Source organism: Pseudomonas sp. AM14(2022) (assembly GCF_036346455.1).
Lineage (GTDB): Bacteria > Pseudomonadota > Gammaproteobacteria > Pseudomonadales > Pseudomonadaceae > Aquipseudomonas > Aquipseudomonas putida_A.
Genome location: NZ_JAOTNY010000003.1, coordinates 246780 through 268190, shown reverse-complemented (window position 1 = coordinate 268190; position 21411 = coordinate 246780). Strand labels below are relative to the sequence as shown.

Sequence of the window (21411 nt, the reverse complement as noted above, 5' to 3'; positions counted from 1 at the left end):
TTAATCCCAGGCCGTGAGCGGTTTGATCGTGACCGGTTTCGAGTCGAGTTCCGGCAACGTGACCCAGACGCCCGCAGGCAGGATCGGGCCGTGTTCGGCCAGGGTCGGATTGAGTGTCCACAGAGCTTCTTCGGCGGCGTCATCACTGCGCCCGGTTTCGCGGTAGAGCAGCAGATTCACTGAATCACCGGCCACGCTTCGTACCTTACGCATTGTTGAACTCCGTTAATCCGACCACCCACTTGATCACCATCGCGGTACCGTCATCGATGACCTCGCTCTGGTTCTCGTCGATGCTGTTGATCCGCCACAAACCCCAGTTGCGGCCGATGCCGTCAATCAACGGCAACGGTGTACGCAGTGCTTGCAGCGCACGCAGTTCATCGAGCCGTTCCATCCCCACGGCATACATCGAGGTGCCGCTGATGGTCAGCGATTCCGCTTTCTGCCCGGTCTGACTGGACTTGGGTTTGCTGGTCAGGATCTGGATGTCGCTCCAGCCACCGTCGGACTTTCGCGCCAGCGTGCTGTAGGCGAAGTTGCGCGACAGGCCGAAGATGAAACTGCCTAGAGCCATTTGTTGTTTCATCAGTCGACTCCATCGGTCAGGGCTGCGTCACGGCGGGTGGCGAGGCTGTTGGTGTTCATCAGTGGAATGAATTCGTTGCTGAATTGGGATCTCAGGTGAAAGTCGACCAACTGACCGATCTTTTCCACACTGCCCGGGTCGCTGCAATACACCTGAACAGTGGGCGCATAGGGGGCTGGCACCGTGGGCGCCTGGGCGCTGGCCAGCGCCTGACTGACCTGAGCCGGTGCTGCAAGTTTGTCCGGTGGGGTACTGCCGAGTTTTTCACCCAGAAGGGAACCGCCCTCACTGCCCAGCCAACCGCCAAGCAATCCACCGAGAAGGCCGCCTATGGCCATGCCGGGTGGGCCACCCACGGCTCCGAGTGACGCACCGAAAGCAGAGCCTGCAAGAGCGCCGGCCATTCCACCGCCCGCTGCGCCGACGCTTTTGGCTATCTGGGTTTCGTCACCAGTGGCCACCCCGGCCGCCAGGCCTGCGAGGGCAGCGACGGTTTTTACAGGCCAGGGCATTGCGCGTGACAGAGGGCGCATGGCAGCGGTGGTCGACTCCAGGAGCGGAGCCCGCACCCGCGAAGTTTGCTCGAGGATCTTCAAACCGCTGCCAGCAGCGGCGGCCCCCGCTGTGCCGGTGGCGGCGCCGGTGAAAACGGACAGGCCCTTATCCACGACTTTCTTGCCAACCCGGCCTTTGATATCGCTGCCAATGGCATCGAGCGCTTGATCGAACAACGGTTTGAGAAACGCGCTCACCGTCAACACCACGCCAGCAGTTTTCGGATAGGTTTCAGTCAGTTCACTGAGCTTGTCGACCCCGGCAGAGGCCAGCGAATCGCTGGTGGGTGCCAACGCGTTGCCTTTGGCGACGGCCAATCGTTCGCTACGGGCATTCAGAATATTCAGCTGTCCTTGCTGAGTACCGGAAAGCGCCAGGGCAGCCTGTTTTACCGACCCTTTCTCGCCCAGCTCCGACGTCGCGTATCGCTGCTTGTCCTTGACCTGCCAGAACGTCTCATTAACCTCGCCGAGGTTTTGCGAGAGCTTCTGCGCAGCATCACCGCCATCGGAGAACAACGTCCTGGCCAACACTGCGCGTTGTTCTGGCGGTCTGGCGTTCAATGCGGCCAACACTGTCAGCAACGCACCTTGCGCATTGTCCTTGTTCGGATCACGCATCGCCGCAGACACGGCCTTGGGATCGAGCCCCAGTTGTTTCCACGCACCCTGTTCGGCGACAGAGACCTGGTCTCCCTTGCTCAAGGCTGTGGAAATGCTCTTCAACGCGACGCTTGCTTCACCTTCTTTCGTTCCGGTGTTCAGCAAGGCTGCCGACAACGCTGCGGCTTGCTCGGGTTGCAACCCCGCAGCAATTGCCGTGTCGCCGGAATGCTGCAACACCGAGCCGATGTCTGCCGCGTTTACATCTCCGGGCATTTTGCCCAAGTGGTGAGCCGCATCTGCCAGATCGATGGCCTGATCACGGGTCAGTTTCATCGAGGTACGCCAGGCCGCCATCATCTCGGCGACTTGTAGCGCAGGCACCTTGAATGCTGACGCGGTGAGCGCAGCGTCATCGGCAAACTTCAGCAGTTCGAACTGCTTGTCCGAGGCATTGGGCAAGTCGATGCCAATCCCCGCCTTGGCACCCAACGCCGCGGCATTGAGCAATTCAACCCCGGTGGTTCCTCCGGCAGCCACCAACGGCGCACTGGCCGTGATCAGGCTTGCCTGAGCCATTTCCTTGCCCTGAACCGGAGTCAGTCGAGCGACTTCGCTCAGGTTCGCAGCGGCTGTGTCCATCGCGACAGCGGCTTTGAGCAACTCGGGAGGGGCGGCGCCAGCTACCTTGTCTGCAGCCTTCTGCGCGGAAGATCCGCCGTCGCCATTGACCGCGCTCTTCGACAAAGAACGTTGGGTCGCCAAGGTGAGGATCAGCGAATCGATGGCTGCAGTCAGCGAAACGATTCGGTCACTTGCCGTGCTCAACGCTTGCCTCAGATCGGTGACCTTATCCCGATCCAGGCCTGCTGTAGTCGTGCCCGTTGCTGCAGTGGTCAAGCCGATATTGCGGCTCGCGGAATCCGTGCTCTCACCGGCGTACATGAGCGCGTTTTTACTCTCTGCCATGCCGCTCTACTCCTGTTTCACGCCAAGGCGAGTGATCGCTATGTCGTAGCGGCGCAACGCCTTTTCGGCGTCCCATTCCAGAATCTCCGCTTCACTTACCGGGTAAATGAGCGGGACGATATCGAGGATTACTTCGATGTCGCGTTCCGAAAGTAGGCCGCCGGCTGGTTTAAAAAATCGTCGATGCGCACCTGCAATTGCGTCCAGTCAGGCACGCTCAGCTGGGCCAGATCGGGGATCATCAGACCGGTGCAGTGGGCAGTGATGAACTCGGCGCGTTCCTTGGCCGTTTTCAGTTTCTTCATCACTTTGGTGGCGCGCAGTGCCGGCATTTCCAGCGACAGCGAGGTCACGGTGCGACCGGTCACGGCGAGCGGTTGCAGCAACTGCACTTCGTCAGGATCGGCGGGCTTTTCAGCGTCCTCGACCTGCTCCAGAAAGTACGACGCCGGACGGGTCGACATCTCGTGCACGTACTGGGCGATGCTCACGTAGTCCGGGCGTTTGAGCTGGTCGAGTTCCTTGACCGACAGGCCGGTGGCGAGCAGCGCCAGTTCGAAGAACTGATCGTCTTCATCATCGCCGGCGCGTTCCAGCGCTTCTTTCTGTGCGGCGTAGAACAGTGGCTTGAGCTGAATCTGCTCGATCTGCGCGCCGTCGTCGCCGGTGATCGGCGACAGCAGGTCATGCTTGGGTGGCATCCACGACATGTATGAATTCCTTGGTGATTCTTTTTTAGGGGGTGTCGCTATTCCCTTGTAGGAGTGAGCCTGCTCGCGATAGCGATCTTTCAGACACATTGATGTTGCCTGTGCTGACCTCATCGCGAGCAGGCTCACTCCTACAGGGTTTGTGGTGTATCGAGGGTTACGGCATCAGCACCGCACGGCGCGCATCACCAAGGATGTCGACGCCGTTGAGCACGAACTTCTGGGTGCGCACGTCGATGTCGATCACCGGGATGCCGTTTTCCAGGCGGTTGTAGGTGCGGCAGGAGAACTCCAGAGTCGTCAGGGCTTTGCCGCCCATCTTGATCGCGTCTTCACCCATGGTTTTGAGCTTGCCGCCGATGGTGTGATAGGTGAACCAGGTGTTGCCGTCCTGATCCTGACCGGCTTCACGCACGTTCAGCAGGATGTCGTCGCCCAGCTTCACACCCATCGCCAGCAACACTTCTGCACCGGTGCCTTGCAGCTTGAGCGTGGCGTTCAGCGGCTTGGCGCTCTTGGCCATTTCCTCAACGATGAAGCGCCCGCCCGTCATGCTTTCCATGTCGAAATCGATTTTCGGCGGGGTGAACTCCTCAACGGTCGCCGACAACGGCAAACCTTGCAGGGTGGCCGCGATGGCCTGTCTTACGCGGTTGGTAAACATTAGAGAACGTCCTCCAGGAACTGCTCGATGATTTCATCGCGGGCGTTGAGTTGATAAACCATGTGTTCGTTCGGCGCGTAGCGGCCGTAGTCGATGACCACGTACCAGGTGCCGTTCTTGTACTTCTCGACGCTGTTGAGTTCCGGGTGCAGATAGACGCTGCCGCCAGGAATGGTTTCGTCGGCGACCAGGGTCTGCAGCCAGTCGTTGATGCGTTTGACCTCCTGATCCATGAACGACTTGGTCAGGTTCTTGGCCATGGCTTTCTGGCCGGCCTTGACCAGCTTGCGGCTGATCGCATCTTCGAGGCCGACGTAGCTGATGAACTTGCCGGTGATCGAGCGGTTACCCAGCAGCGAGAAGCCGCCCAGCACGGTGCGGGCGTAGTAGCTGACGCCGTAGCGGTTGAGCAGATCGCCCTCGGTGGAGGTATCGAGGATGTTGTACTCAACGACGCGGGACACGTCTTCGGCGTAGGTCACCTGGTTGCCCGGGCTCTCCCACTGCTTGACCTTGGCCAGCGCGGCAATCGCCAGGCTGGACGGCGCGAGGAAGACGTTTTTCTTCGCGGCTTTCGAGTACACGGCGGGCATGTTGTGCACCACCAGGCAACGGTCGAAACCGAGGTCGGCACCGCCCAGTTCCTGGCTGTAAGTCACTTGATCAGCGACCGAGGCGTCCTTGCCATCCAGTACCACACGGGCCTTGATGCGTTTGCCGAACGAAGCGAACTCGCCGGCCACCGCTTTGGTGCCGGTGAAGCCCGGCGCGCCGATGATGGTCAGGTCTTCCGGGACACTGCCCAGTGCGGCCAGACCGAGCTTGCGGCCGGTGGTTGGATCGACACCGCCGATCACTGCGTTAACGGTGTCGGCCGGAGTTGCGCCCGCTTCGACGATCACCACGTAGACCGGCACCTTGACCACTTTGAGGATCTGGTAAACCGCGTGGTACAGGGTGCCCTCTTCGGCGCCGGTCGGATCGAGCAGCGCGTGGGTGGTGAAGCTGTTGATGCGGAACGGTGCGTTACGCGGAATCAGCGGATCAGCCTTCGGCGCGGTGCCGACCAGACCGATGACGTTGTCACCCAGGCCACCCATGGCCTCGGGGGATTCAGTGGCATTGACGGTAATGCCGTTGTGCTCGAAGTTCAAAACCTCAGCCATGGTTAGTCAGCCTTCTTGGCAGCGGCCTTTTTGGCCTGGGTGGAGGGTGTTTTCAGTTCCAGTCGACCGGCGCTGTGCAGCGCACTGGCCTCGACGTCGAGCAGATCAAGGTCTTGACCGACGCTCGACCAATGCCCACCGCCGGTGGGGAATGGAACGAGCACGGTGTAGGTTTGGCGGGTTGCCATTTTTCGTTTCTCCATAAACGGGAAAGCCCCTCGTGGGGAGGGGCTTGGCGGGTAAGAAAACGCCCCGACGGTGCTGGGCGTTTATTGAAGCGTCACAATCCGGGCTCAGGCGCTGGTGGTACATCCGGCCAGCCCTCAGTCAGCATTTCAGGACGATAATTTCCACTATCGATTGCCAGCAGCAGCTCGCGCTCGCGATCAAAGCAAGCCTGAACATGAGCGCGTACAGCTTTGGCAATTTCGAGAATTCGCGGCACATCAATTTCGACAAAGCCATTGGCTGTCTTGAAGTTGCATCGATACTCGGGGTCGACAATTGCCGACAAGCCCATTCCGGCAATCAGCGTCTGGCTCTCGCGAGTGGTTTCGATGGTTAATCCATCGACGATGACGCCACCGGCTTCGTGCATAAAGCGTTGGGCGGCAATAGCGACCGCTTGAGTTTCAGGCGTGGCTGTTATCGGTAGCTCGGGCGAAAACAACCACTCACCGTCTTGCTCCTTCGCCAGCCAGCCTTGCCGGGGAAGTGGGTCGAGATGATCGACACACACCCACACCAGCGTCGGTGGGTATAGCGTCGAAATCTCGTCGTTGGTCTCGATTTGCTCGACGACCGTGTCGGCATAAATGCGTACATAAACGCTCATCAGGTCCACTCCTCGATAATCACGATGCCGTCACCACCATTGCCACCTTTGAAGTTGTACGGACACGACGGCTTGGCCAACGCACCTCCGCCACCCGCACCGGGATTCACCGCCCCCTCACCTTCACGACTAGCGCCGCCCGAGGGGTTGCCACCCGGCCCAAACATGCTGAGACCTCCTTCGCCGGAGGTACAAAGCGACAATGTCGGCCCGGTTACCCCGCCGCCGCCTTGGCCATTGGCATTGATCGTTGAACCACCTGTTGCGAGCTCGGAGTTGGGGCTTCGGCCAAGTTGCAGAGGCGGCACAATGTTGGCCGAGAATCCTCCACCGTATCCTCCTGGTGCAGCGATTCCGGCAAAAGAGGTTGTTCCCCCATTCAAGCCAATATTGGCAACAACGCCCGCGCCCCCCTTACCGAGAGTGATCTGCTGACCGTCGAAACCCTGAGTCAGCCAGCCCTCGGCGTAGGCGCCAGCAGATCCTCCGCAACCGGCGGAAAGCTGAGTATTGGCAGTAGAGACTGAACCACCGCCGGCACCACCTCCACCTTGCAGTCTGTATTTGATCTTTTTGGTGCCGGGCCCCGGCAGATAAATCTCGTTTGCCTTGAAAACCCGGGTTCTGAGATAGCGACCCGAAACGTTGCGAACTTCGTCAACCAACGAAGCGATATCGATGCTTCCCTGATTGATCGGTGCGTTCCAGGCTTTGATGCACCACATGACGGCGAGGTTTCGAGGCCTTGACCGCATGAAGTCCACGCCGATATAGGCGGTACCCGGAGTCTGCACTCCATCCATGTTGAGCCCTTGCGAGGCAGCAGTAGTCGTGCCATTAACCGTCACGGACTCGACAACCGCCGGAGTCGTGTCGTACTCAAGCCCAAGAACCCTCACATGTTTGGGGTCATTCAGGTTCGGGATCGGCAGATTGACACCATCACCATCGCCATAAGTTGCGGTGCCTACTTGCCAGCTACCAATTGCCCGCCCCGTGTCAGCACCACGCCCATGATCCCAACCACGGAGAAACTCACCGCGCGAATCCGGCAAGCGGAAGTTGCCCGCGCCCTCATCTCCCTTGTTGTAAGTGGTACCGAGAAAAGCCGCCAGATCCGGATAAGTCGCAATGCTCTGCACACTGCCATCCAGTTCCAGATAACCCGGCGCGACGATCCCCGTCGGGAATGCCAGAACGGCCCCCACCGGAACAGCGGATTTGAGCCGTTCGACTTCCTTGGCCAGTGCGGCTACATCGATGGTTCCCTGATTGACCGGGGCGTTCCAGGCTTTGATGCACCACATGACGGCGATGTTGCGTGGGCGAGTTTCATTTCCCCCTGCATTGACGGTAGTTGTGGGCGACGTCAGATTGTTTGAATCAGGCCCTGAAGTTGCCAGATACCCACCCGTAGCGGGAGGTGTTACGACACCGTTAACAACTCCAGCGCCCGTACCCCCAAAAGGGTCAATGTTTGCAGCTACGCTGTCAAAGTACCGGTGACTGTGACTTTTATAATCATCAGCCTGAAGGCTACCGACTTGACGTCCCAGGTCGACTCCCCGTCCATGATCCCAACCGCGTAAAAATTCCCCACGCGCTTCCGGCAAACGGAAATTCCCGACGCCCTCATCACCCTTGTTGAACTTGCCTCCCAGATAAGCGCTCAAGTCCGGGTAAGTCGCACTGCTCTTGACGCTGTTATCCAGCTCCAGAAAACCCGGCGGCGGTGCATCCACCGGGAACGCAACAATCGAACCCACCGGCAACGCCGAGGCCTTGGCGATCAGCGCTTCAACTTCCGCCTTGGTGTAGGAATCCTTGATGCCAAACCCGGCCAACGTTTCAGGATTCGCACCTGCCGTCGCTCGACCATATTCATCAACCGTCAGGCTCTTGTAAGTCCCGGCAGCAATCCCCGTGCGCCCGGCGAGCATCTTGAACGTCAGCGCGGTGGTGCCGAGGGTGATCGGCGCGTTGGTGGTCAGGTGCCACAGCGAATCGCCGTTCGCCGTACCCTCCTCGACCATGACCGTCAGGCCCGGCGTGACCTTGGCGCTGGTATTGGCATCAGTCGCCCGCACCCAGTCGCCATTGGCGACGATCCACAGGCCGTTGTCCTTGACCAAGGTCTGGTTCGCCAGCAGCACACGGTCGCCGGCAACCACGGCGACACCGTCAATTTGCTGCGCACCGTTCAACACGATGTTGGTGGAGGCCGCAACGCGCACCGATTGCTTGCCATCGAGTTTGCCGAGTTCTTCGGCGAGATAACTCATGACCCAGGCACGTGTGGCCTTGACCACGGTGTCGTCGATCAGCAGCGTTACCAGCGACGCATTGCTGGTCTCGAAAATCGAGCGAATGTAGAACTCTTTGCCCGAGCCCGAAGTCGCCAGAACCGGTTTGAACGACTCCGGATATTTGACGATGGCGTAGAGAATCCCGGTGTCGGTCCACAGCCCGGCTTCACGCACGTACCAACCGCCAACGTCCGGCGGAATGGTCACTTCGGCGAGCAGCCAGCTCGGGTTCTTCTCGTCCTGGAACAGGGCGTTGAGCGGCCCGCGCCAGACTTCGCGTTTCAGCGCGGTGGCGGTCGCGGCCGGGTTGTAGACCGCGCCGCCGCCGTCGCCGACAGAAATCTGCGTCAACTTGATCGGCACGCCCGCGGCCTTGCACGCCGTTTCGTAGGCAATCCCTGCGTTGGTGAGCAGGGTGTAATAGTCAGCCATTCAGGCCCCCTGGGGATAAATAGTGGATGTTTCGACGGTGTACAAAGCTGCGGCCATGAACGCCTCGCCAGAGGTTTCAAGCCCTTCGATGAACACCGGATAAACCGTCGTCAACTCACCGCAGAAAGTCGCGGCGGCGATGGAGTGGCTGCCGAATGCGCTCAAGCCAACCGTCACCGAAAGGATGTCCCGTTCGCTCTTGGCATCCGCCAGACGACGGTCGAGACGGGCGTCGATTTCTTCGCTGTAGGGTTGGTCGCTGAAAGCGCGCACCCTGAAGCTGTAAGGCACGCCGGGAGGCGTCTGTTCGTACCAGGCGCGGACTTCGGGGCGCAGTTGCAAGCCCTTGGCCGCGTTTTCCAACGCCTTGCGAGTACCGGCCTGGCGTGCGGTGGGCCAGGCCAGTTCGACGGTCAGGCGCTTTTCCGCTTCCGGTGCGCTGGTGCTCCATTCGGCGACACCGCGATCCGCTGCCAGATACGGCAGGAATGCGACCGGTGTTTCGCTCGGATTCATCAGTTCGGGGAACGGCGGCGCGATGCGATCCAGCAGTGCGCCAAAGCCCAGATCCAGTCCACGTTCGAGTGCCGAGCTGTTGGCTGGCAACAAGGTCGGGCGTTGTGTCGGCTCACTCATAACGTCAGTACCTCGACCTCGACTGCCGTGCAGTACGGCGCCTGAAACGCCGTGGTGACGATCGGCGCCAGCGGTTCAAGAATCTGCAGTTGCACGGCGCCGGCGCTGTGCAGCGTGTAGTCGATCCAGCTCGGATCGACTCGCCCTTCCAGGCGATGGCAACTGTCGGCGTAGGCCTGCAATTGTTGCTGCGCGGCGACTTTGGTCAGGCCCGAGTCGGGGCCGGAATTGATCTTCGCCACCACGCGAATCTTGTAGCGGTGAATGTCGGCAGCCTTGACCGTGACCAGGTCGGTTTCCGGCCGCACATCAGGGCGGGCGAAGTGCTGACGCACGCCATCCAGCAACGTTGCAGACGGGGTGCCATCGCCGTCGCGGGACAACACCGTGACCTGCACTTCGCCCGGCGCAGTACGCCGACCGTTGCCGTCCTTGACCTGTGCCGCGAGGCCGTCCGGGTTGAAGGTGTAGGTGACGTTCACCACACCGCCATCGCTGGATTCGACCTTCACCGTTGGCCGTTCACCGAGGGTGAATACCTCGCGGCGATACTGCATTCGCGAACCCGCAGCCGGGGCATGCGGCGCCAGGTAATAGCGCAGCCGGGCGTCGTCATCACTTTCATAAATCGGCGGTACCGGCGGAAATGCCGCCGGGTCGCCGGGGTCGAGCAACTGCCGCTCCAGGCCCATGTCCGCCAGCCGTGCGTCGAGGTTGCTGCCAGTGGCCCACCACGCCAGCATCTGCTTGATGCGGGCGTTGTATTTGCGTTCGTGGGTTTGCAGACGCACGCAGAAAGCCTCAAGCGCCAGGGTCAGCAGTTCGCTTTCGTTATCGAGGCTGGTCTTGAGTTTCGCTGCGCTGTCCGGCGCCCGGGCGCCGACGTATTCGACGACGAAGGTCTTGAACTCGGCGAGCAGGTCTTCGAAGGCGTCGACGGTGATCAGCGCCGGTTCGGCCAACTGATTCTGGCCGGGGATCAACATGCTCATGTCACGACCTCGAATGTCTGTTGACGGTTTTTCCAGGTGCCGGCGAAACGCAGCAGCAGACCGGCGCCCTTACGGCTGGCGACGATCACGCTCGGCTGAAAATCGCTGATCCCGTTCTGCGCGTTGTAGAACGCCTGAGCCGCGTGGCTCTGGGCCATAAGCAGAACGTCGTCACCGAGGTTCTGCCCCAGCAGCGTGGGGATCAGTGAGCCATAAAGGGGCCTTTTTTGCCGGGTGCCCAGCGGCGTGGTCAGGGCTCGTGTCGCGCGCTGCACGAACTGCAGCCAGTCGTCGACCGTGGCCCCGGAGTCTCTATCGATTCCGATCATGGGAAGCTCTTGATTCAGGGGCTGATGACGCGGCCCTGGTGATCCACCAATGGGCCGCTGAAGTGCACGCCCGAGGCGTCGATGCTCAGGCCGACGGCGCCGAGTTGCAGGCTGATCAGCTGTGGCGTCATCGTCAGTTGCGCCGGGCCGATGCTCAGTGCAAGCGATTCGCGAGAGCCACTGAATGTGGCCGGGCCGTTCTGCCAGTGCAGGGTGTGCGTAGCGTCGTCATAGCCGCTTTCGCTGCCGTCGACATGCACCCGGCGCGTCAGCGTCGGTACCGTCGCCGTGGGTGGAAAGCGGTCACTGTTCAATCCGAACAACGCCACGCTTTGCGCGCCACTTTCACCGCTGCCGTAGTTGAACAGCAGGCACTGCTCGCCCACGCTCGGAATCCGCGATTCGCTCTGCGCTCCGGCGCTCGGGTTGAAGAACTTGATGGCGGGCGTCAGCAGTCCACCGTGGCTGACCTGACAAGTGTTGCTCGCGGCATCGACTGCCTGACAGACGCCGATGCGACAGAAACTCTCGGCGCGTCGGTGCAGGTCGTCGATTTCCGCTTCCATCTCGGCCAGCCGCTCGATGATCGGCCCCAGTTGCATGCGCAGTAATGCGTCGAACATCGGTCAGGCCTCCAGCGCGGTGTATTGGTCCGGATCGTCGATATTGCTGACTTCCCAGGTGCGGGCGAATTTCGGCGTGCCGAGCGGGTCGTCGAGCAGCGTCGGACCGAGGTTGAGGGTCTGGGTGAAAGTCAGAGTCCACGCCTTGTATTGCTGATCGGCGCGGATGAGCACTGACGGCAGACCATCAAGGTTCATCGGCAGATCACATTGAGCACCGGGCAGGCCCCAGCGGTTGTCGGTGATCAGGTTTTTCAGCACGGCGATCAGATCGCAGGCGGCAAATGCACTGGCGGACAGTGCCGGAATGACTTGCAGCGACACCGTCATGACGTGGGCGATACGTCCGTCGGCGCCACGCACACCGGGCGCATTACGGTCGAAGTCAATCAATGCCCAGGCCTGAGCGCCGGGGGCGGTGAAGTCGTCGTGATTGCCAACCTGCAGATTCAGGCCGGCGCTGTTGCGCAGGGTTGTCGCCATCGCCGTGAACAGCTGCGAAGGCTGCTGGATCGGTGCGGGCATGCATGACCTCCTTTTCAATTGTCCACGCGCAGCCCCGCCGCATCAGTTGCAGCGAGGCAGGAAAGTGTTGAGTTACTGGGGATCGCGCGGCGGGGGAACTTCGCAGACGCCGATGCGCTTGGCGGCCCAGCGTTCGTACAGACCGATGGCGACGTCGGCACCGGCCATGGCGGTCAGGCAACCGAAGGCTCCGGCGGCCCAGATCGAAAGCCCTGCTGCATACAGCAGCATGATCGCCGAGACGCCGCAGATCATGCAGGCGCCGGAGCGCAGGGCCAGACGCCGCAGCAATGACCAACCGCGGGCGCCCTCCTTGTCGGCGCGCCACATTTCGCCGGACACCCCGCCCACTACAGCGAGGAGGATGACCAGCCAGATCGGCATGTCCGCCAACGCTTGTTGCTCGTTTGTCATGTCACGCCTCCTGGTTTCAGTTGATGAGTGATGTATGTCGGGTTCAAGCGATGTCTCTTCAGGTAGGCATTCCAAAAAGCCCGGCGCGGGGCCGGGCTTTTGAGTAATACAGACCAATAAAATCACACAGCCGACTCAAACCAGCGGAAAAGGCACTGTCGGCCAAATGATGGTGTACGGGTAACCTGGTTGATTCTTGAAATCGCACAGCGCGACGACGTATTGCTTATAAGCCAATAGCGCCGCTTCCTCCTCCGGCGTTGCAATGCCCAAATCCTTCTTGTAATCCAACGGGTTGATGCTCAGCCAGCCTCTGGCATCCGACAACCTCTCAATCGCAAGAACTTTGACTTCAGCGGCTACCTCCTCATAGGTGGGTGCATGCAACTCCCATTGATTGTTGACAATTCTAGCGTTCCATCCGACCACAACTTCGGTATTTCCAGTGGCATCCACCCATTGCCCCCACACGCCATCGGGAGGAGTGGTCGGCATCCCCTCATCAGTATCGAGTACCCGATAAACTTTGAAAGTGCTCAATGAAATAAAGACATATCGATTCATGTGTTTCTCCTTGGTTTAAGTTTTTCAACACTCACCGCTTGGTGTTTCGATCTCGCGTCCACCGCGCCTGAACGCTGTGGGCGCGCCAAGCGTTGTTTATGGAACTTGAGGCCAGCTAACAGTCAGCGGGTAGCCCGGCTGTTTGTTGACGTTGCTCATCGCGATGAAGAACTGCTTGTATTCCAGCAGTGCGGCTTCCTCTGCCGGCGTGGCCAGCCCCAGCTCAACCTTCTGCACCAGCGCCGACGACGCCAGAGTGGCGTTGACTTTGTCGAAACGAATAGCTCTTTCATTACGCATTTGAATGGCCAACGAGGACGGTTGCCCCCACATATCGCTGTCGGTAAATGTCCAGACGCCGTCGGTGTTCACCGCGTTCCAGGAATAGTCGATCTTGGGCAATGCGCTGACATCCACCCAGACTTGGTTCGCCGGAAACTCTTCGGTGATCGGGTTAGCGGTTTCAAAAATGTTGTCGACTTTGCCTTCGACGACACGTGCGTACTTCTTCATGCTCATCATCCTGATTGATTGCCGGCATCCCGGCTTTTCAGTTCCTGCCCGGGTAGGCATTCCAAAAAGCCCGGCATTACGCCGGGCTTTTCAGTAATGCGCTCCTTCGCCTTCCTTCAAATCCTGTATTCGAGAAGGAAGCTGACTTTTCGGCGCTACTGGCGCGGTACGAGTCCATTCAAATTGTTTTTCCGACCGCGGTCCCTGCCCGCCGGATAACTGCTCTTGGTGCTTTACGCTGCACACCCGGGTCAGTTGCCAACCCTCTGAACCGTTGAGGCCGGTTCATCGCTGCCTGTTCTTGTGGAACTAAAGAGCTGTTGTTGCCAGCCGCTTTGTCGGGCGGCTTGGTGGCAAGAATATGCATGGATGCATACACAGTCAATGCATAAATGCATTTATTTATGCGCGAGAAATGCACGGACGCATGCAGACCGCATAAATCAAGGCGCCGAGGGTTTTGTTCAGGCGAAAAAAAACCCGCCATGAGGCGGGTTTTATGCGAAGGGGAGTACCTATCGAGCGTACATGCCCCACCAGAAGACGTGACCAAGGATGACTATCTGCTCGTCCTGCATATCCTGGAAGCTGTAGTCCTCGTCCGGATGTTCATCACGGTTGAAACTGCGCAGACGGATACCGGTCGGCAGGCGGTAGAGCTGCTTCACGCGCAACTGACCGTTGTGGTTGATCGCATACAGATCGCCATCGATGATATCGCCGATGCCGCACTTGCCGGCATTGACTCCGACCGTGGCGCCGTCACGCAACACCGGCATCATGCTGTTACCGCGCACCGTCACGCATTTGGCTTGGTCGAACTGCACACCGTTATGGCGCAGGCTGCGTTTGCCGAAGCGCAGGCTAGAGCGTTCGCTCTCTTCGATGACGAATCTTCCTGATCCAGCAGCCAATTCAACCTCACGAAGAAAGGGCACCGACACCTCGTCGTCATCGACAGGGGTATCGTCGTCCCACAGGCTTATGTCCTTGAGTTCCGCATGCACGTCATCGCGCGCGCCACCGGTCGCGATCGCGACATCGGCGCGGCCACGCAATTGATCGGTGCTCACATTGAAGTATTCGGCGATCTTCGAGATATGTTTATCCGAAGGATCGACGATCTTCCCGCTGAGAATCCGCGAGAGCGTTGATTGAGGCACGCCGGTGCGACGGTGGAGCTCCGTGGGGGAGATCCCGTGCTGGTCGAGCAGTGCTCTTAAGACGGAGGATACGTTGCGTTTTTGCATAACGCGCATAGTGCTTGAAGTTTTTTGCGAAGACAAATGCTGATTTGCATAAATCGTGCATAAATCACAATTAAACGCAAAAAGTGTCAGCCGGCCGTCATGCCTGCGTCGAGCCGACCGCCCATGGTAACCTTGCGCCCATCGCGGAAAAGCCCGGCGGTTGCCCTCGCTTTTGCCCTACATCATTTAACGAGTTACCTGACAATCCGATGAATAAAGCCGTCTCCGACCTGTCCTCCCACACCCCGATGATGCAGCAATACTGGCGCCTGAAGAATCAGCACCCGGATCAGCTGATGTTCTATCGCATGGGCGACTTCTACGAGATCTTCTATGAAGACGCGAAGAAGGCGGCCAAGTTGCTCGACATCACTCTGACCGCGCGCGGCCAGTCGGCGGGGCAAGCGATCCCGATGTGCGGGATTCCTTACCACGCGGCGGAAGGTTACCTGGCGAAACTGGTCAAGCTCGGTGAGTCGGTGGTGATCTGCGAGCAGGTCGGCGATCCGGCCACCAGCAAGGGCCCGGTAGAACGTCAGGTGGTACGGATCATTACCCCGGGCACGGTCAGCGACGAAGCGCTGCTCGATGAACGCCGCGACAACCTGATTGCCGCCGTGCTAGGCGACGAGCGCCTGTTCGGTCTGGCAGTGCTGGACATCACCAGCGGCAACTTTACTGTGCTCGAGATCAAGGGCTGGGAAAACCTGCTGGCGGAGCTGGAGCGAGTCAACCCGGTGGAACTGCTGATCCCGGACGATTGGCCGAAAGACCTGCCGGCGGAAAAGCGCCGTGGTGTGCGTCGTCGCGCGCCGTGGGATTTCGAGCGTGATTCGGCGCTGAAAAGTCTCTGCCAGCAGTTTTCCACGCAAGATCTCAAAGGCTTCGGTTGCGAAACCCTGACCCTGGCCATCGGCGCTGCCGGTTGCCTGCTGGCCTATGCCAAGGAAACCCAGCGCACCGCCCTGCCCCATCTGCGCAGCCTGCGTCATGAGCGTCTGGACGATACCGTGGTGCTCGACGGCGCCAGCCGCCGCAACCTCGAACTCGACACTAACCTGGCTGGTGGTCGCGACAACACCCTGCAATCAGTGGTTGATCGCTGCCAGACCGCAATGGGCAGCCGTTTGCTGACCCGTTGGCTGAACCGTCCGCTGCGCGATCTGACCGTGCTTTTGGCGCGGCAGACCTCGATCACTTGCCTGCTCGACGGCTACCGCTTCGAAAAGCTGCAGCCGCAGCTCAAGGAAATCGGCGACATCGAGCGGATTCTGGCGCGGATCGGCCTGCGCAATGCGCGCCCCCGTGACCTCGCGCGTCTGCGCGATGCTCTCGGTGCCCTGCCGCAACTGCAAGTGGCGATGACCGACCTCGAAGCACCGCACCTGCAACGCCTGGCGACCACCACCAGCACCTATCCGGAACTGGCGGCGCTGCTGGAAAAAGCCATCATCGACAACCCGCCAGCAGTGATCCGCGACGGCGGCGTGCTGAAAACCGGTTACGACAGCGAACTCGACGAGTTGCAATCGCTGAGCGAAAACGCCGGCCAGTTCCTTATCGATCTGGAAGCCCGGGAAAAGGCCCGCACCGGTCTGGCCAACCTGAAAGTCGGTTACAACCGCATTCACGGCTACTTCATCGAACTGCCGAGCAAGCAAGCCGAATCGGCTCCAGCCGATTACATCCGGCGCCAGACGCTCAAGGGCGCCGAGCGCTTCATCACGCCTGAGCTGAAAGAATTCGAAGACAAGGCGCTGTCGGCCAAGAGCCGTGCCCTCGCCCGCGAGAAAATGCTCTACGAGGCGCTGCTGGAAGATCTGATCAGCCAACTGCCACCGCTGCAGGACACTGCCGGCGCATTGGCCGAGCTGGACGTGCTGAGCAACCTTGCCGAGCGTGCGCTGAACCTTGATCTGAACTGCCCGCGCTTCGTCAGCGAGCCGTGCATGCGCATCACCCAAGGGCGTCACCCGGTGGTCGAGCAAGTGCTGACTACGCCATTCGTGGCGAACGACTTGAGCCTGGATGACAACACCCGGATGCTGGTGATCACCGGCCCGAACATGGGTGGTAAATCCACCTACATGCGCCAAACCGCATTGATCGTACTTTTGGCGCACATTGGCAGCTTCGTACCGGCGGCCAGTTGCGAGTTGTCGCTGGTGGATCGGATCTTCACCCGAATCGGTTCGAGCGATGACCTGGCCGGTGGCCGTTCGACCTTCATGGTCGAGATGAGCGAAACCGCCAACATCCTGCACAACGCCACCGAGCGCAGTCTGGTGCTGATGGACGAAGTTGGGCGCGGCACCAGCACCTTCGACGGTCTGTCGCTGGCATGGGCGGCCGCCGAGCGTCTGGCGCATCTGCGTGCCTATACTCTATTTGCCACGCACTATTTCGAACTGACCGTGTTGCCGGAAGCCGAGCCGCTGGTGGCCAACGTGCACCTCAACGCCACTGAGCACAACGAGCGCATCGTGTTCCTGCACCACGTGTTGCCGGGGCCTGCCAGCCAGAGCTACGGCCTGGCGGTGGCGCAACTGGCCGGCGTGCCGAGTGAAGTGATCGTGCGGGCCCGTGAGCACCTGAGCCGACTGGAAGACACCGCATTGCCGCATGAAGCGCCCAAGCCTGCCGTCAAAGGCAAACCGGCCGTTCCGCAGCAGAGCGACATGTTCGCCAGCCTGCCGCACCCGGTGCTCGATGAGTTGGCCAAAGTGGATCTCGATGACCTGACCCCGCGTCGAGCGCTCGAATTGTTATATGCACTTAAGAACCGGATCTAAGCAGCGAAGAACCGGATATAACGCAAACGGCTTCAAGCTGTTAGAATCTCGCGCGGTTTGGGATGCTGCTGGCTAATAGCCTGGCTGGCAGACATCGCTCCCGAACCTGGCGACCCCAACCGTGAAGGGGCTACGCTGCCGCCGCCTGAGGAGAAAATTAGAAATGACCTTCGTCGTCACCGACAACTGCATCAAGTGCAAGTACACCGACTGCGTAGAAGTCTGTCCGGTGGACTGCTTTTACGAAGGCCCGAACTTCCTGGTGATTCACCCGGACGAGTGCATCGACTGCGCCCTGTGCGAACCGGAATGCCCGGCCGTCGCGATTTTCTCCGAGGACGAAGTTCCGGAGGATATGCAGGAGTTCATTCAACTGAACGTTGAATTGGCCGAAATCTGGCCGAACATCACCGAGAAGAAAGAATCGCTGCCGGATGCCGAAGAGTGGGATGGCGTCAAAGGCAAGATCAAAGACCTCGAACGCTGATCTGTCGCGCGTTACCAAAAGGCCCCTTGCGGGCCTTTTTGCTTTTTCGGATTTTACTTTTCTACAGACAAAAAAAGGGGCGGTTTGACCCGCCCACATTTTTTCCCTATTCCCTGTATTCCTTTTCATCGTCCTGATGAATCGCGTCCTGCGATGTCCATTCCCCTCTTCCCTGAAGGGCGTGTCTGTCCGTCGACACAGTGCTGATACTAGAGAGTTCCCTGCCGAGAGCAATCGGCCCGGCGGGGTGAGAGTCGCTGTAATAAACACTTCATATTAAAAAATAATCATATAAATCAATTGGTTAAAAACGACTCTCGGCAGAAGTCGACGTCTACCGTCCTGCAAAAATGGGGAACGCTTACGAAAGAGTAAGCCAAGGCTTACACCGCAAGACTACAAACGATGGAAATGCTGACCATTTGTCCGGCAATGAACTTTGTGGCGAGGGAGCTTGCTCCCGCTTGAGTGCGCAGCGCTCATGAACCTTTAGGGTTGCTGCGCAACCCGGCGGGAGCAAGCTCCCTCGCCACAGACAGTCATCAGCCAATATCCGAGCAATAAAAAAGCCCCGAACCAGTCGGGGCTTCTTGCGGCAGGCGTGTGAGGCGCTTACTGAAACAGCGACTCGCTCGACAGGCCATTCTTCTCGAGGATTTCGCGAAGGCGCTTGAGGCCTTCCACCTGGATCTGCCGCACCCGTTCACGGGTCAGGCCGATCTCCAGGCCTACGTCTTCCAGCGTGCTGCTCTCATGGCCGCGCAGGCCGAAGCGGCGTACGACCACCTCGCGCTGCTTGTCGGTCAGTTCCGAGAGCCATTGATCGATGCTCTGCGACAGGTCGTCATCCTGCAGCAGTTCACATGGATCGGTCGGACGGTCATCCGTCAGGGTGTCCAGCAGGGTTTTATCCGAATCCGGACCCAGCGAGACATCGACCGAAGAAACCCGCTCGTTCAGGCCGAGCATGCGCTTGACCTCGCCCACCGGTTTTTCCAGCAGGTTGGCGATTTCTTCGGGTGAAGGTTCGTGATCGAGCTTCTGCGTCAGCTCCCGTGCGGCCCGCAGGTACACGTTGAGCTCCTTGACCACATGGATCGGCAACCGGATGGTCCGGGTCTGATTCATGATCGCGCGCTCGATGGTCTGACGGATCCACCAGGTCGCGTAGGTCGAGAAGCGGAAGCCACGTTCGGGATCGAACTTTTCCACTGCGCGGATCAGGCCGAGATTACCCTCTTCGATCAGATCCAGCAGCGACAGCCCCCGATTGACGTAACGCCGGGCGATCTTCACGACCAGCCGCAGGTTACTTTCAATCATGCGCTTGCGCCCGGCAGGGTCGCCACTTTGCGACAGACGCGCAAAATGAACTTCTTCCTCCGGGGAGAGCAGTGGTGAAAAGCCGATTTCGTTGAGATACAGCTGCGTGGCATCGAGTGCCCGAGTGTAGTCGATGTACTTGTGTTGTTTAAGTGAAGCGGATTGTCTGGATTTGGAACGAACGGAAGGTGGAGCAGCCCCTTCATCATTCGACATCGAAGATTCCGAATCGATGCCGGCCTCCATAAGGAGAACCTCATCGTCGATGTCAAACTCCGGCACTTCTTTACTGAGAGCCATTGTTATAGTCCTTTGGTGAGTTCGACCCCAAGCTCAAGCGACGCCTTTATCCTTGGCAGCGCTGGAGCCTGTCCCCTCTACGCGACGGAACAGGCTGGCCTCAAATCAACGTTTGGGCAGGAACTGCAGCGGATCTACAGGTTTACCTTGGCGGCGAATCTCAAAATGCAGTTTCACCCGGTCTGTACCCGTGGACCCCATTTCGGCAATTGTCTGTCCGACCTTGACCTGCTGCCCCTCCCGTACCAACAGCCTGCGGTTATGTCCGTAGGCACTGACGTAGGTTTCGCTGTGTTTGATGATGACTAATTCGCCGTAGCCCCTTAAGCCACTCCCGGCGTAAACCACCGTCCCATCAGACGCAGCTAAAACAGGCTGTCCCAAATCTCCGGCGATATCAATTCCTTTATTCAAACTACCGTTTGAAGAGAATTTTCCAATCAGAATGCCATTAGATGGCCATCCCCAGCCGGTCGGGGCCGGGCCCGGTGGAGGCATCGGAGCCGGGGCCGATTTGTTCGCGACGGACGGTGCAGCCCCCGCAGCAGCTGCCCCGGAGCCGGTCACGGTGGTGGTCGTCGTGCCATTCGCCTGGCGTCGGATTACCGTGGTTTTGCTCGACGATGATGGCGCGGAACTGCTGTTGCTCACTACGGCCGTCGGTGTTGAACCAGTGCGCCCGTCAAAGCGAATTGTCTGACCCGGATGGATCGTATACGGCGTAGGAATATTGTTCCGGGCCGCGAGGGCTTTGTAGTCCCAGCCGTAGCGAAAAGCGATGGAAAACAGCGTATCGCCCGGACGGACTACATACTGCCCGGTCGTGACGGCCGGACGCTGGGCCGCCGCGCTGTTGCGATCGACCACCCGCACGTTGCTCGATTTGGTGCTGGAGCAACCGACCAGCAGGGTGCTCAATACAAGGCCAGTCACCAGGCGCTGAAAGCTCGTGTTACCCATACGCTGCGCAATGACTGTGAGACTCACCCGCCGCTCCCTTTGTGGTGGCTGAAATATGTGGAATGCCGAATCGCGGCAAGTAGTGTCGCAAGTATAACGGGCCGAACAGGCTTTACCGTTAAAGATGCGAAAACGCTTCACGCACACGTTTGCCCTTGGACAATTCGTAGCGTTTAAACCATCGCTGCCGATGTAAGACACAGGCCAGCGCGAGGAATTCAGCGCCCGCAAATAAATGCTCAGGCCAGCGGGCCATTGAGCAATGGCACGAAGCGCACGGCTCCCAATACGTGACGGGAAAAGCCGTGTTCTTCACGCACAATCAGCATCAGTTGCTGCACTTCCCCCGAGCCAACCGGAATCACCATCCGCCCACCCGGTGCCAGTTGATCGAGCAAGGCCTGCGGTACATCAGTCGCGACTGCGGTGACGATGATGCCGTTGTACGGCGCCAGCGCCGGCCAGCCTTCCCAGCCATCGCCCCAGCGGAACACCACGTTGCGTAGGTTGAGTTCGACCAGGCGTTCCTTGGCCCGATCCTGCAGGACCTTGATGCGTTCGACCGAAAATACCCGCTCGACCAGTTGCGACAGCACTGCGGTCTGGTAACCCGAACCGGTACCGATCTCCAGCACCTTGTCCAGCGGTCCCGCCTCCAGCAGCAGCTCGCTCATGCGCGCCACCATATAAGGCTGGGAGATGGTCTGGTTGTGGCCGATTGGCAGTGCGGTATCTTCGTACGCGCGGTGCGCCAGCGCTTCATCGACAAACAGATGACGCGGCGTACGGCGGATCACTTCCAGCACCTTGGCGTTGGACAGGCCTTCTTCATACAGCCGCTGGATCAGACGTTCACGGGTGCGCTGCGACGTCAT

General features: G+C 59.6%; 23 protein-coding genes. 2 read left to right on the top strand and 21 right to left on the bottom strand.

The annotated features are described in order from the left end of the window. The 18 genes from V3W27_RS08000 to V3W27_RS07915 form a co-directional block, all read right to left on the bottom strand. On the bottom strand, positions 1–213 hold the full coding sequence (locus V3W27_RS08000) for a tail protein X (protein ID WP_330206350.1): 213 nt from the start codon (positions 211–213) through the stop codon (positions 1–3). Beyond that, positions 206–589 carry a phage tail protein gene (locus tag V3W27_RS07995; RefSeq protein WP_330206349.1) on the bottom strand — a complete coding sequence of 128 codons (384 nt, stop codon included), beginning with the start codon at positions 587–589 and terminating at the stop codon, positions 206–208. Before V3W27_RS07995 ends, V3W27_RS08000 begins: the two co-directional genes overlap by 8 nt. After that, the gene (locus V3W27_RS07990) at positions 589–2715 is read right to left on the bottom strand and encodes a phage tail tape measure protein (RefSeq protein ID WP_330206348.1); all 2127 of its coding nucleotides are present in this window, start codon (positions 2713–2715) and stop codon (positions 589–591) included. Before V3W27_RS07990 ends, V3W27_RS07995 begins: the two co-directional genes overlap by 1 nt. Before the next feature lie 128 nt (positions 2716–2843). After that, positions 2844–3425, bottom strand: a complete 582-nt coding sequence (locus tag V3W27_RS07985; RefSeq protein WP_330206347.1) for a phage tail assembly protein — start codon at positions 3423–3425, stop codon at positions 2844–2846. A gap of 157 nt (positions 3426–3582) precedes the next feature. Further along, complete coding sequence (locus tag V3W27_RS07980; RefSeq protein ID WP_103367835.1) at positions 3583–4089, bottom strand: phage major tail tube protein; 507 nt, start codon at positions 4087–4089, stop codon at positions 3583–3585. Continuing rightward, positions 4089–5255 carry a phage tail protein gene (locus V3W27_RS07975; RefSeq protein WP_330206346.1) on the bottom strand — a complete coding sequence of 389 codons (1167 nt, stop codon included), beginning with the start codon at positions 5253–5255 and terminating at the stop codon, positions 4089–4091. The genes V3W27_RS07980 and V3W27_RS07975 overlap by 1 nt, the downstream gene beginning before the upstream one ends. 2 nt (positions 5256–5257) lie before the next feature. Next, positions 5258–5443 (bottom strand): hypothetical protein, encoded by a 186-nt coding sequence (locus V3W27_RS07970; RefSeq protein WP_007964321.1) that lies wholly within the window; start codon positions 5441–5443, stop codon positions 5258–5260. A 92-nt stretch (positions 5444–5535) separates the two neighbouring features. Then, positions 5536–6090 carry a DUF4376 domain-containing protein gene (locus V3W27_RS07965; protein WP_330206345.1) on the bottom strand — a complete coding sequence of 185 codons (555 nt, stop codon included), beginning with the start codon at positions 6088–6090 and terminating at the stop codon, positions 5536–5538. Next, complete coding sequence (locus tag V3W27_RS07960; protein WP_330206344.1) at positions 6090–8828, bottom strand: phage tail-collar fiber domain-containing protein; 2739 nt, start codon at positions 8826–8828, stop codon at positions 6090–6092. The genes V3W27_RS07965 and V3W27_RS07960 overlap by 1 nt, the downstream gene beginning before the upstream one ends. Beyond that, entirely contained in the window at positions 8829–9464 is a 636-nt protein-coding gene (locus tag V3W27_RS07955) for a phage tail protein I (RefSeq protein WP_330206343.1), read from the bottom strand. Then, positions 9461–10456, bottom strand: a complete 996-nt coding sequence (locus tag V3W27_RS07950) for a baseplate J/gp47 family protein (RefSeq protein ID WP_330206342.1) — start codon at positions 10454–10456, stop codon at positions 9461–9463. Before V3W27_RS07950 ends, V3W27_RS07955 begins: the two co-directional genes overlap by 4 nt. Next, positions 10453–10785, bottom strand: coding sequence for a phage baseplate protein (locus V3W27_RS07945; RefSeq protein ID WP_247269390.1), 333 nt, complete (start codon positions 10783–10785; stop codon positions 10453–10455). Before V3W27_RS07945 ends, V3W27_RS07950 begins: the two co-directional genes overlap by 4 nt. 14 nt (positions 10786–10799) lie before the next feature. Beyond that, positions 10800–11408 (bottom strand): phage baseplate assembly protein V, encoded by a 609-nt coding sequence (locus V3W27_RS07940; protein ID WP_330206341.1) that lies wholly within the window; start codon positions 11406–11408, stop codon positions 10800–10802. Positions 11409–11411: 3 nt separating this feature from the next. Next, positions 11412–11933: a hypothetical protein gene (locus tag V3W27_RS07935; protein ID WP_330206340.1), complete on the bottom strand. Its 522-nt coding sequence runs from the start codon at positions 11931–11933 to the stop codon at positions 11412–11414. Between the two features lie 72 nt (positions 11934–12005). Further along, on the bottom strand, positions 12006–12347 hold the full coding sequence (locus tag V3W27_RS07930) for a phage holin family protein (RefSeq protein WP_003222183.1): 342 nt from the start codon (positions 12345–12347) through the stop codon (positions 12006–12008). A gap of 135 nt (positions 12348–12482) precedes the next feature. Continuing rightward, positions 12483–12911 (bottom strand): tail fiber assembly protein, encoded by a 429-nt coding sequence (locus V3W27_RS07925; protein WP_330206339.1) that lies wholly within the window; start codon positions 12909–12911, stop codon positions 12483–12485. A 96-nt stretch (positions 12912–13007) separates the two neighbouring features. After that, positions 13008–13424: a tail fiber assembly protein gene (locus V3W27_RS07920; RefSeq protein WP_247269394.1), complete on the bottom strand. Its 417-nt coding sequence runs from the start codon at positions 13422–13424 to the stop codon at positions 13008–13010. Between the two features lie 515 nt (positions 13425–13939). Next, entirely contained in the window at positions 13940–14674 is a 735-nt protein-coding gene (locus V3W27_RS07915; RefSeq protein ID WP_027611049.1) for a LexA family transcriptional regulator, read from the bottom strand. 209 nt (positions 14675–14883) lie between these two features. On the opposite strand from V3W27_RS07915, the gene mutS reads away from it, so the two are divergent. Next, complete coding sequence (mutS, locus tag V3W27_RS07910; RefSeq protein ID WP_027611048.1) at positions 14884–17466, top strand: DNA mismatch repair protein MutS; 2583 nt, start codon at positions 14884–14886, stop codon at positions 17464–17466. A 163-nt stretch (positions 17467–17629) separates the two neighbouring features. Beyond that, the gene (gene fdxA, locus V3W27_RS07905) at positions 17630–17953 is read left to right on the top strand and encodes a ferredoxin FdxA (RefSeq protein ID WP_003222178.1); all 324 of its coding nucleotides are present in this window, start codon (positions 17630–17632) and stop codon (positions 17951–17953) included. 612 nt (positions 17954–18565) lie between these two features. Here fdxA and rpoS read toward each other — a convergent pair. From rpoS to V3W27_RS07890, 3 genes are all read right to left on the bottom strand, one after another. Then, positions 18566–19576 (bottom strand): RNA polymerase sigma factor RpoS, encoded by a 1011-nt coding sequence (gene rpoS / locus V3W27_RS07900; protein ID WP_007964304.1) that lies wholly within the window; start codon positions 19574–19576, stop codon positions 18566–18568. A gap of 105 nt (positions 19577–19681) precedes the next feature. Further along, positions 19682–20563: a peptidoglycan DD-metalloendopeptidase family protein gene (locus V3W27_RS07895; RefSeq protein WP_247269395.1), complete on the bottom strand. Its 882-nt coding sequence runs from the start codon at positions 20561–20563 to the stop codon at positions 19682–19684. A gap of 212 nt (positions 20564–20775) precedes the next feature. Continuing rightward, positions 20776–21411 (bottom strand): protein-L-isoaspartate(D-aspartate) O-methyltransferase, encoded by a 636-nt coding sequence (locus V3W27_RS07890; protein WP_169841266.1) that lies wholly within the window; start codon positions 21409–21411, stop codon positions 20776–20778.

Excerpts from the sequence above, each read along its gene's own strand:
- V3W27_RS08000 (WP_330206350.1), bottom strand. The coding sequence starts at position 213 with ATGCGTAAGGTACGAAGCGTGGCCGGTGATTCAGTGAATCTGCTGCTC.
- V3W27_RS07995 (WP_330206349.1), bottom strand. The coding sequence starts at position 589 with ATGAAACAACAAATGGCTCTAGGCAGTTTCATCTTCGGCCTGTCGCGC.
- V3W27_RS07990 (WP_330206348.1), bottom strand. The coding sequence starts at position 2,715 with ATGGCAGAGAGTAAAAACGCGCTCATGTACGCCGGTGAGAGCACGGAT.
- V3W27_RS07985 (WP_330206347.1), bottom strand. The coding sequence starts at position 3,425 with ATGTCGTGGATGCCACCCAAGCATGACCTGCTGTCGCCGATCACCGGC.
- V3W27_RS07980 (WP_103367835.1), bottom strand. The coding sequence starts at position 4,089 with ATGTTTACCAACCGCGTAAGACAGGCCATCGCGGCCACCCTGCAAGGT.
- V3W27_RS07975 (WP_330206346.1), bottom strand. The coding sequence starts at position 5,255 with ATGGCTGAGGTTTTGAACTTCGAGCACAACGGCATTACCGTCAATGCC.
- V3W27_RS07970 (WP_007964321.1), bottom strand. The coding sequence starts at position 5,443 with ATGGCAACCCGCCAAACCTACACCGTGCTCGTTCCATTCCCCACCGGC.
- V3W27_RS07965 (WP_330206345.1), bottom strand. The coding sequence starts at position 6,090 with ATGAGCGTTTATGTACGCATTTATGCCGACACGGTCGTCGAGCAAATC.
- V3W27_RS07960 (WP_330206344.1), bottom strand. The coding sequence starts at position 8,828 with ATGGCTGACTATTACACCCTGCTCACCAACGCAGGGATTGCCTACGAA.
- V3W27_RS07955 (WP_330206343.1), bottom strand. The coding sequence starts at position 9,464 with ATGAGTGAGCCGACACAACGCCCGACCTTGTTGCCAGCCAACAGCTCG.
- V3W27_RS07950 (WP_330206342.1), bottom strand. The coding sequence starts at position 10,456 with ATGAGCATGTTGATCCCCGGCCAGAATCAGTTGGCCGAACCGGCGCTG.
- V3W27_RS07945 (WP_247269390.1), bottom strand. The coding sequence starts at position 10,785 with ATGATCGGAATCGATAGAGACTCCGGGGCCACGGTCGACGACTGGCTG.
- V3W27_RS07940 (WP_330206341.1), bottom strand. The coding sequence starts at position 11,408 with ATGTTCGACGCATTACTGCGCATGCAACTGGGGCCGATCATCGAGCGG.
- V3W27_RS07935 (WP_330206340.1), bottom strand. The coding sequence starts at position 11,933 with ATGCCCGCACCGATCCAGCAGCCTTCGCAGCTGTTCACGGCGATGGCG.
- V3W27_RS07930 (WP_003222183.1), bottom strand. The coding sequence starts at position 12,347 with ATGACAAACGAGCAACAAGCGTTGGCGGACATGCCGATCTGGCTGGTC.
- V3W27_RS07925 (WP_330206339.1), bottom strand. The coding sequence starts at position 12,911 with ATGAATCGATATGTCTTTATTTCATTGAGCACTTTCAAAGTTTATCGG.
- V3W27_RS07920 (WP_247269394.1), bottom strand. The coding sequence starts at position 13,424 with ATGAAGAAGTACGCACGTGTCGTCGAAGGCAAAGTCGACAACATTTTT.
- V3W27_RS07915 (WP_027611049.1), bottom strand. The coding sequence starts at position 14,674 with ATGCAAAAACGCAACGTATCCTCCGTCTTAAGAGCACTGCTCGACCAG.
- mutS (WP_027611048.1), top strand. The coding sequence starts at position 14,884 with ATGAATAAAGCCGTCTCCGACCTGTCCTCCCACACCCCGATGATGCAG.
- fdxA (WP_003222178.1), top strand. The coding sequence starts at position 17,630 with ATGACCTTCGTCGTCACCGACAACTGCATCAAGTGCAAGTACACCGAC.
- rpoS (WP_007964304.1), bottom strand. The coding sequence starts at position 19,576 with ATGGCTCTCAGTAAAGAAGTGCCGGAGTTTGACATCGACGATGAGGTT.
- V3W27_RS07890 (WP_169841266.1), bottom strand. The coding sequence starts at position 21,411 with ATGACGTCGCAGCGCACCCGTGAACGTCTGATCCAGCGGCTGTATGAA.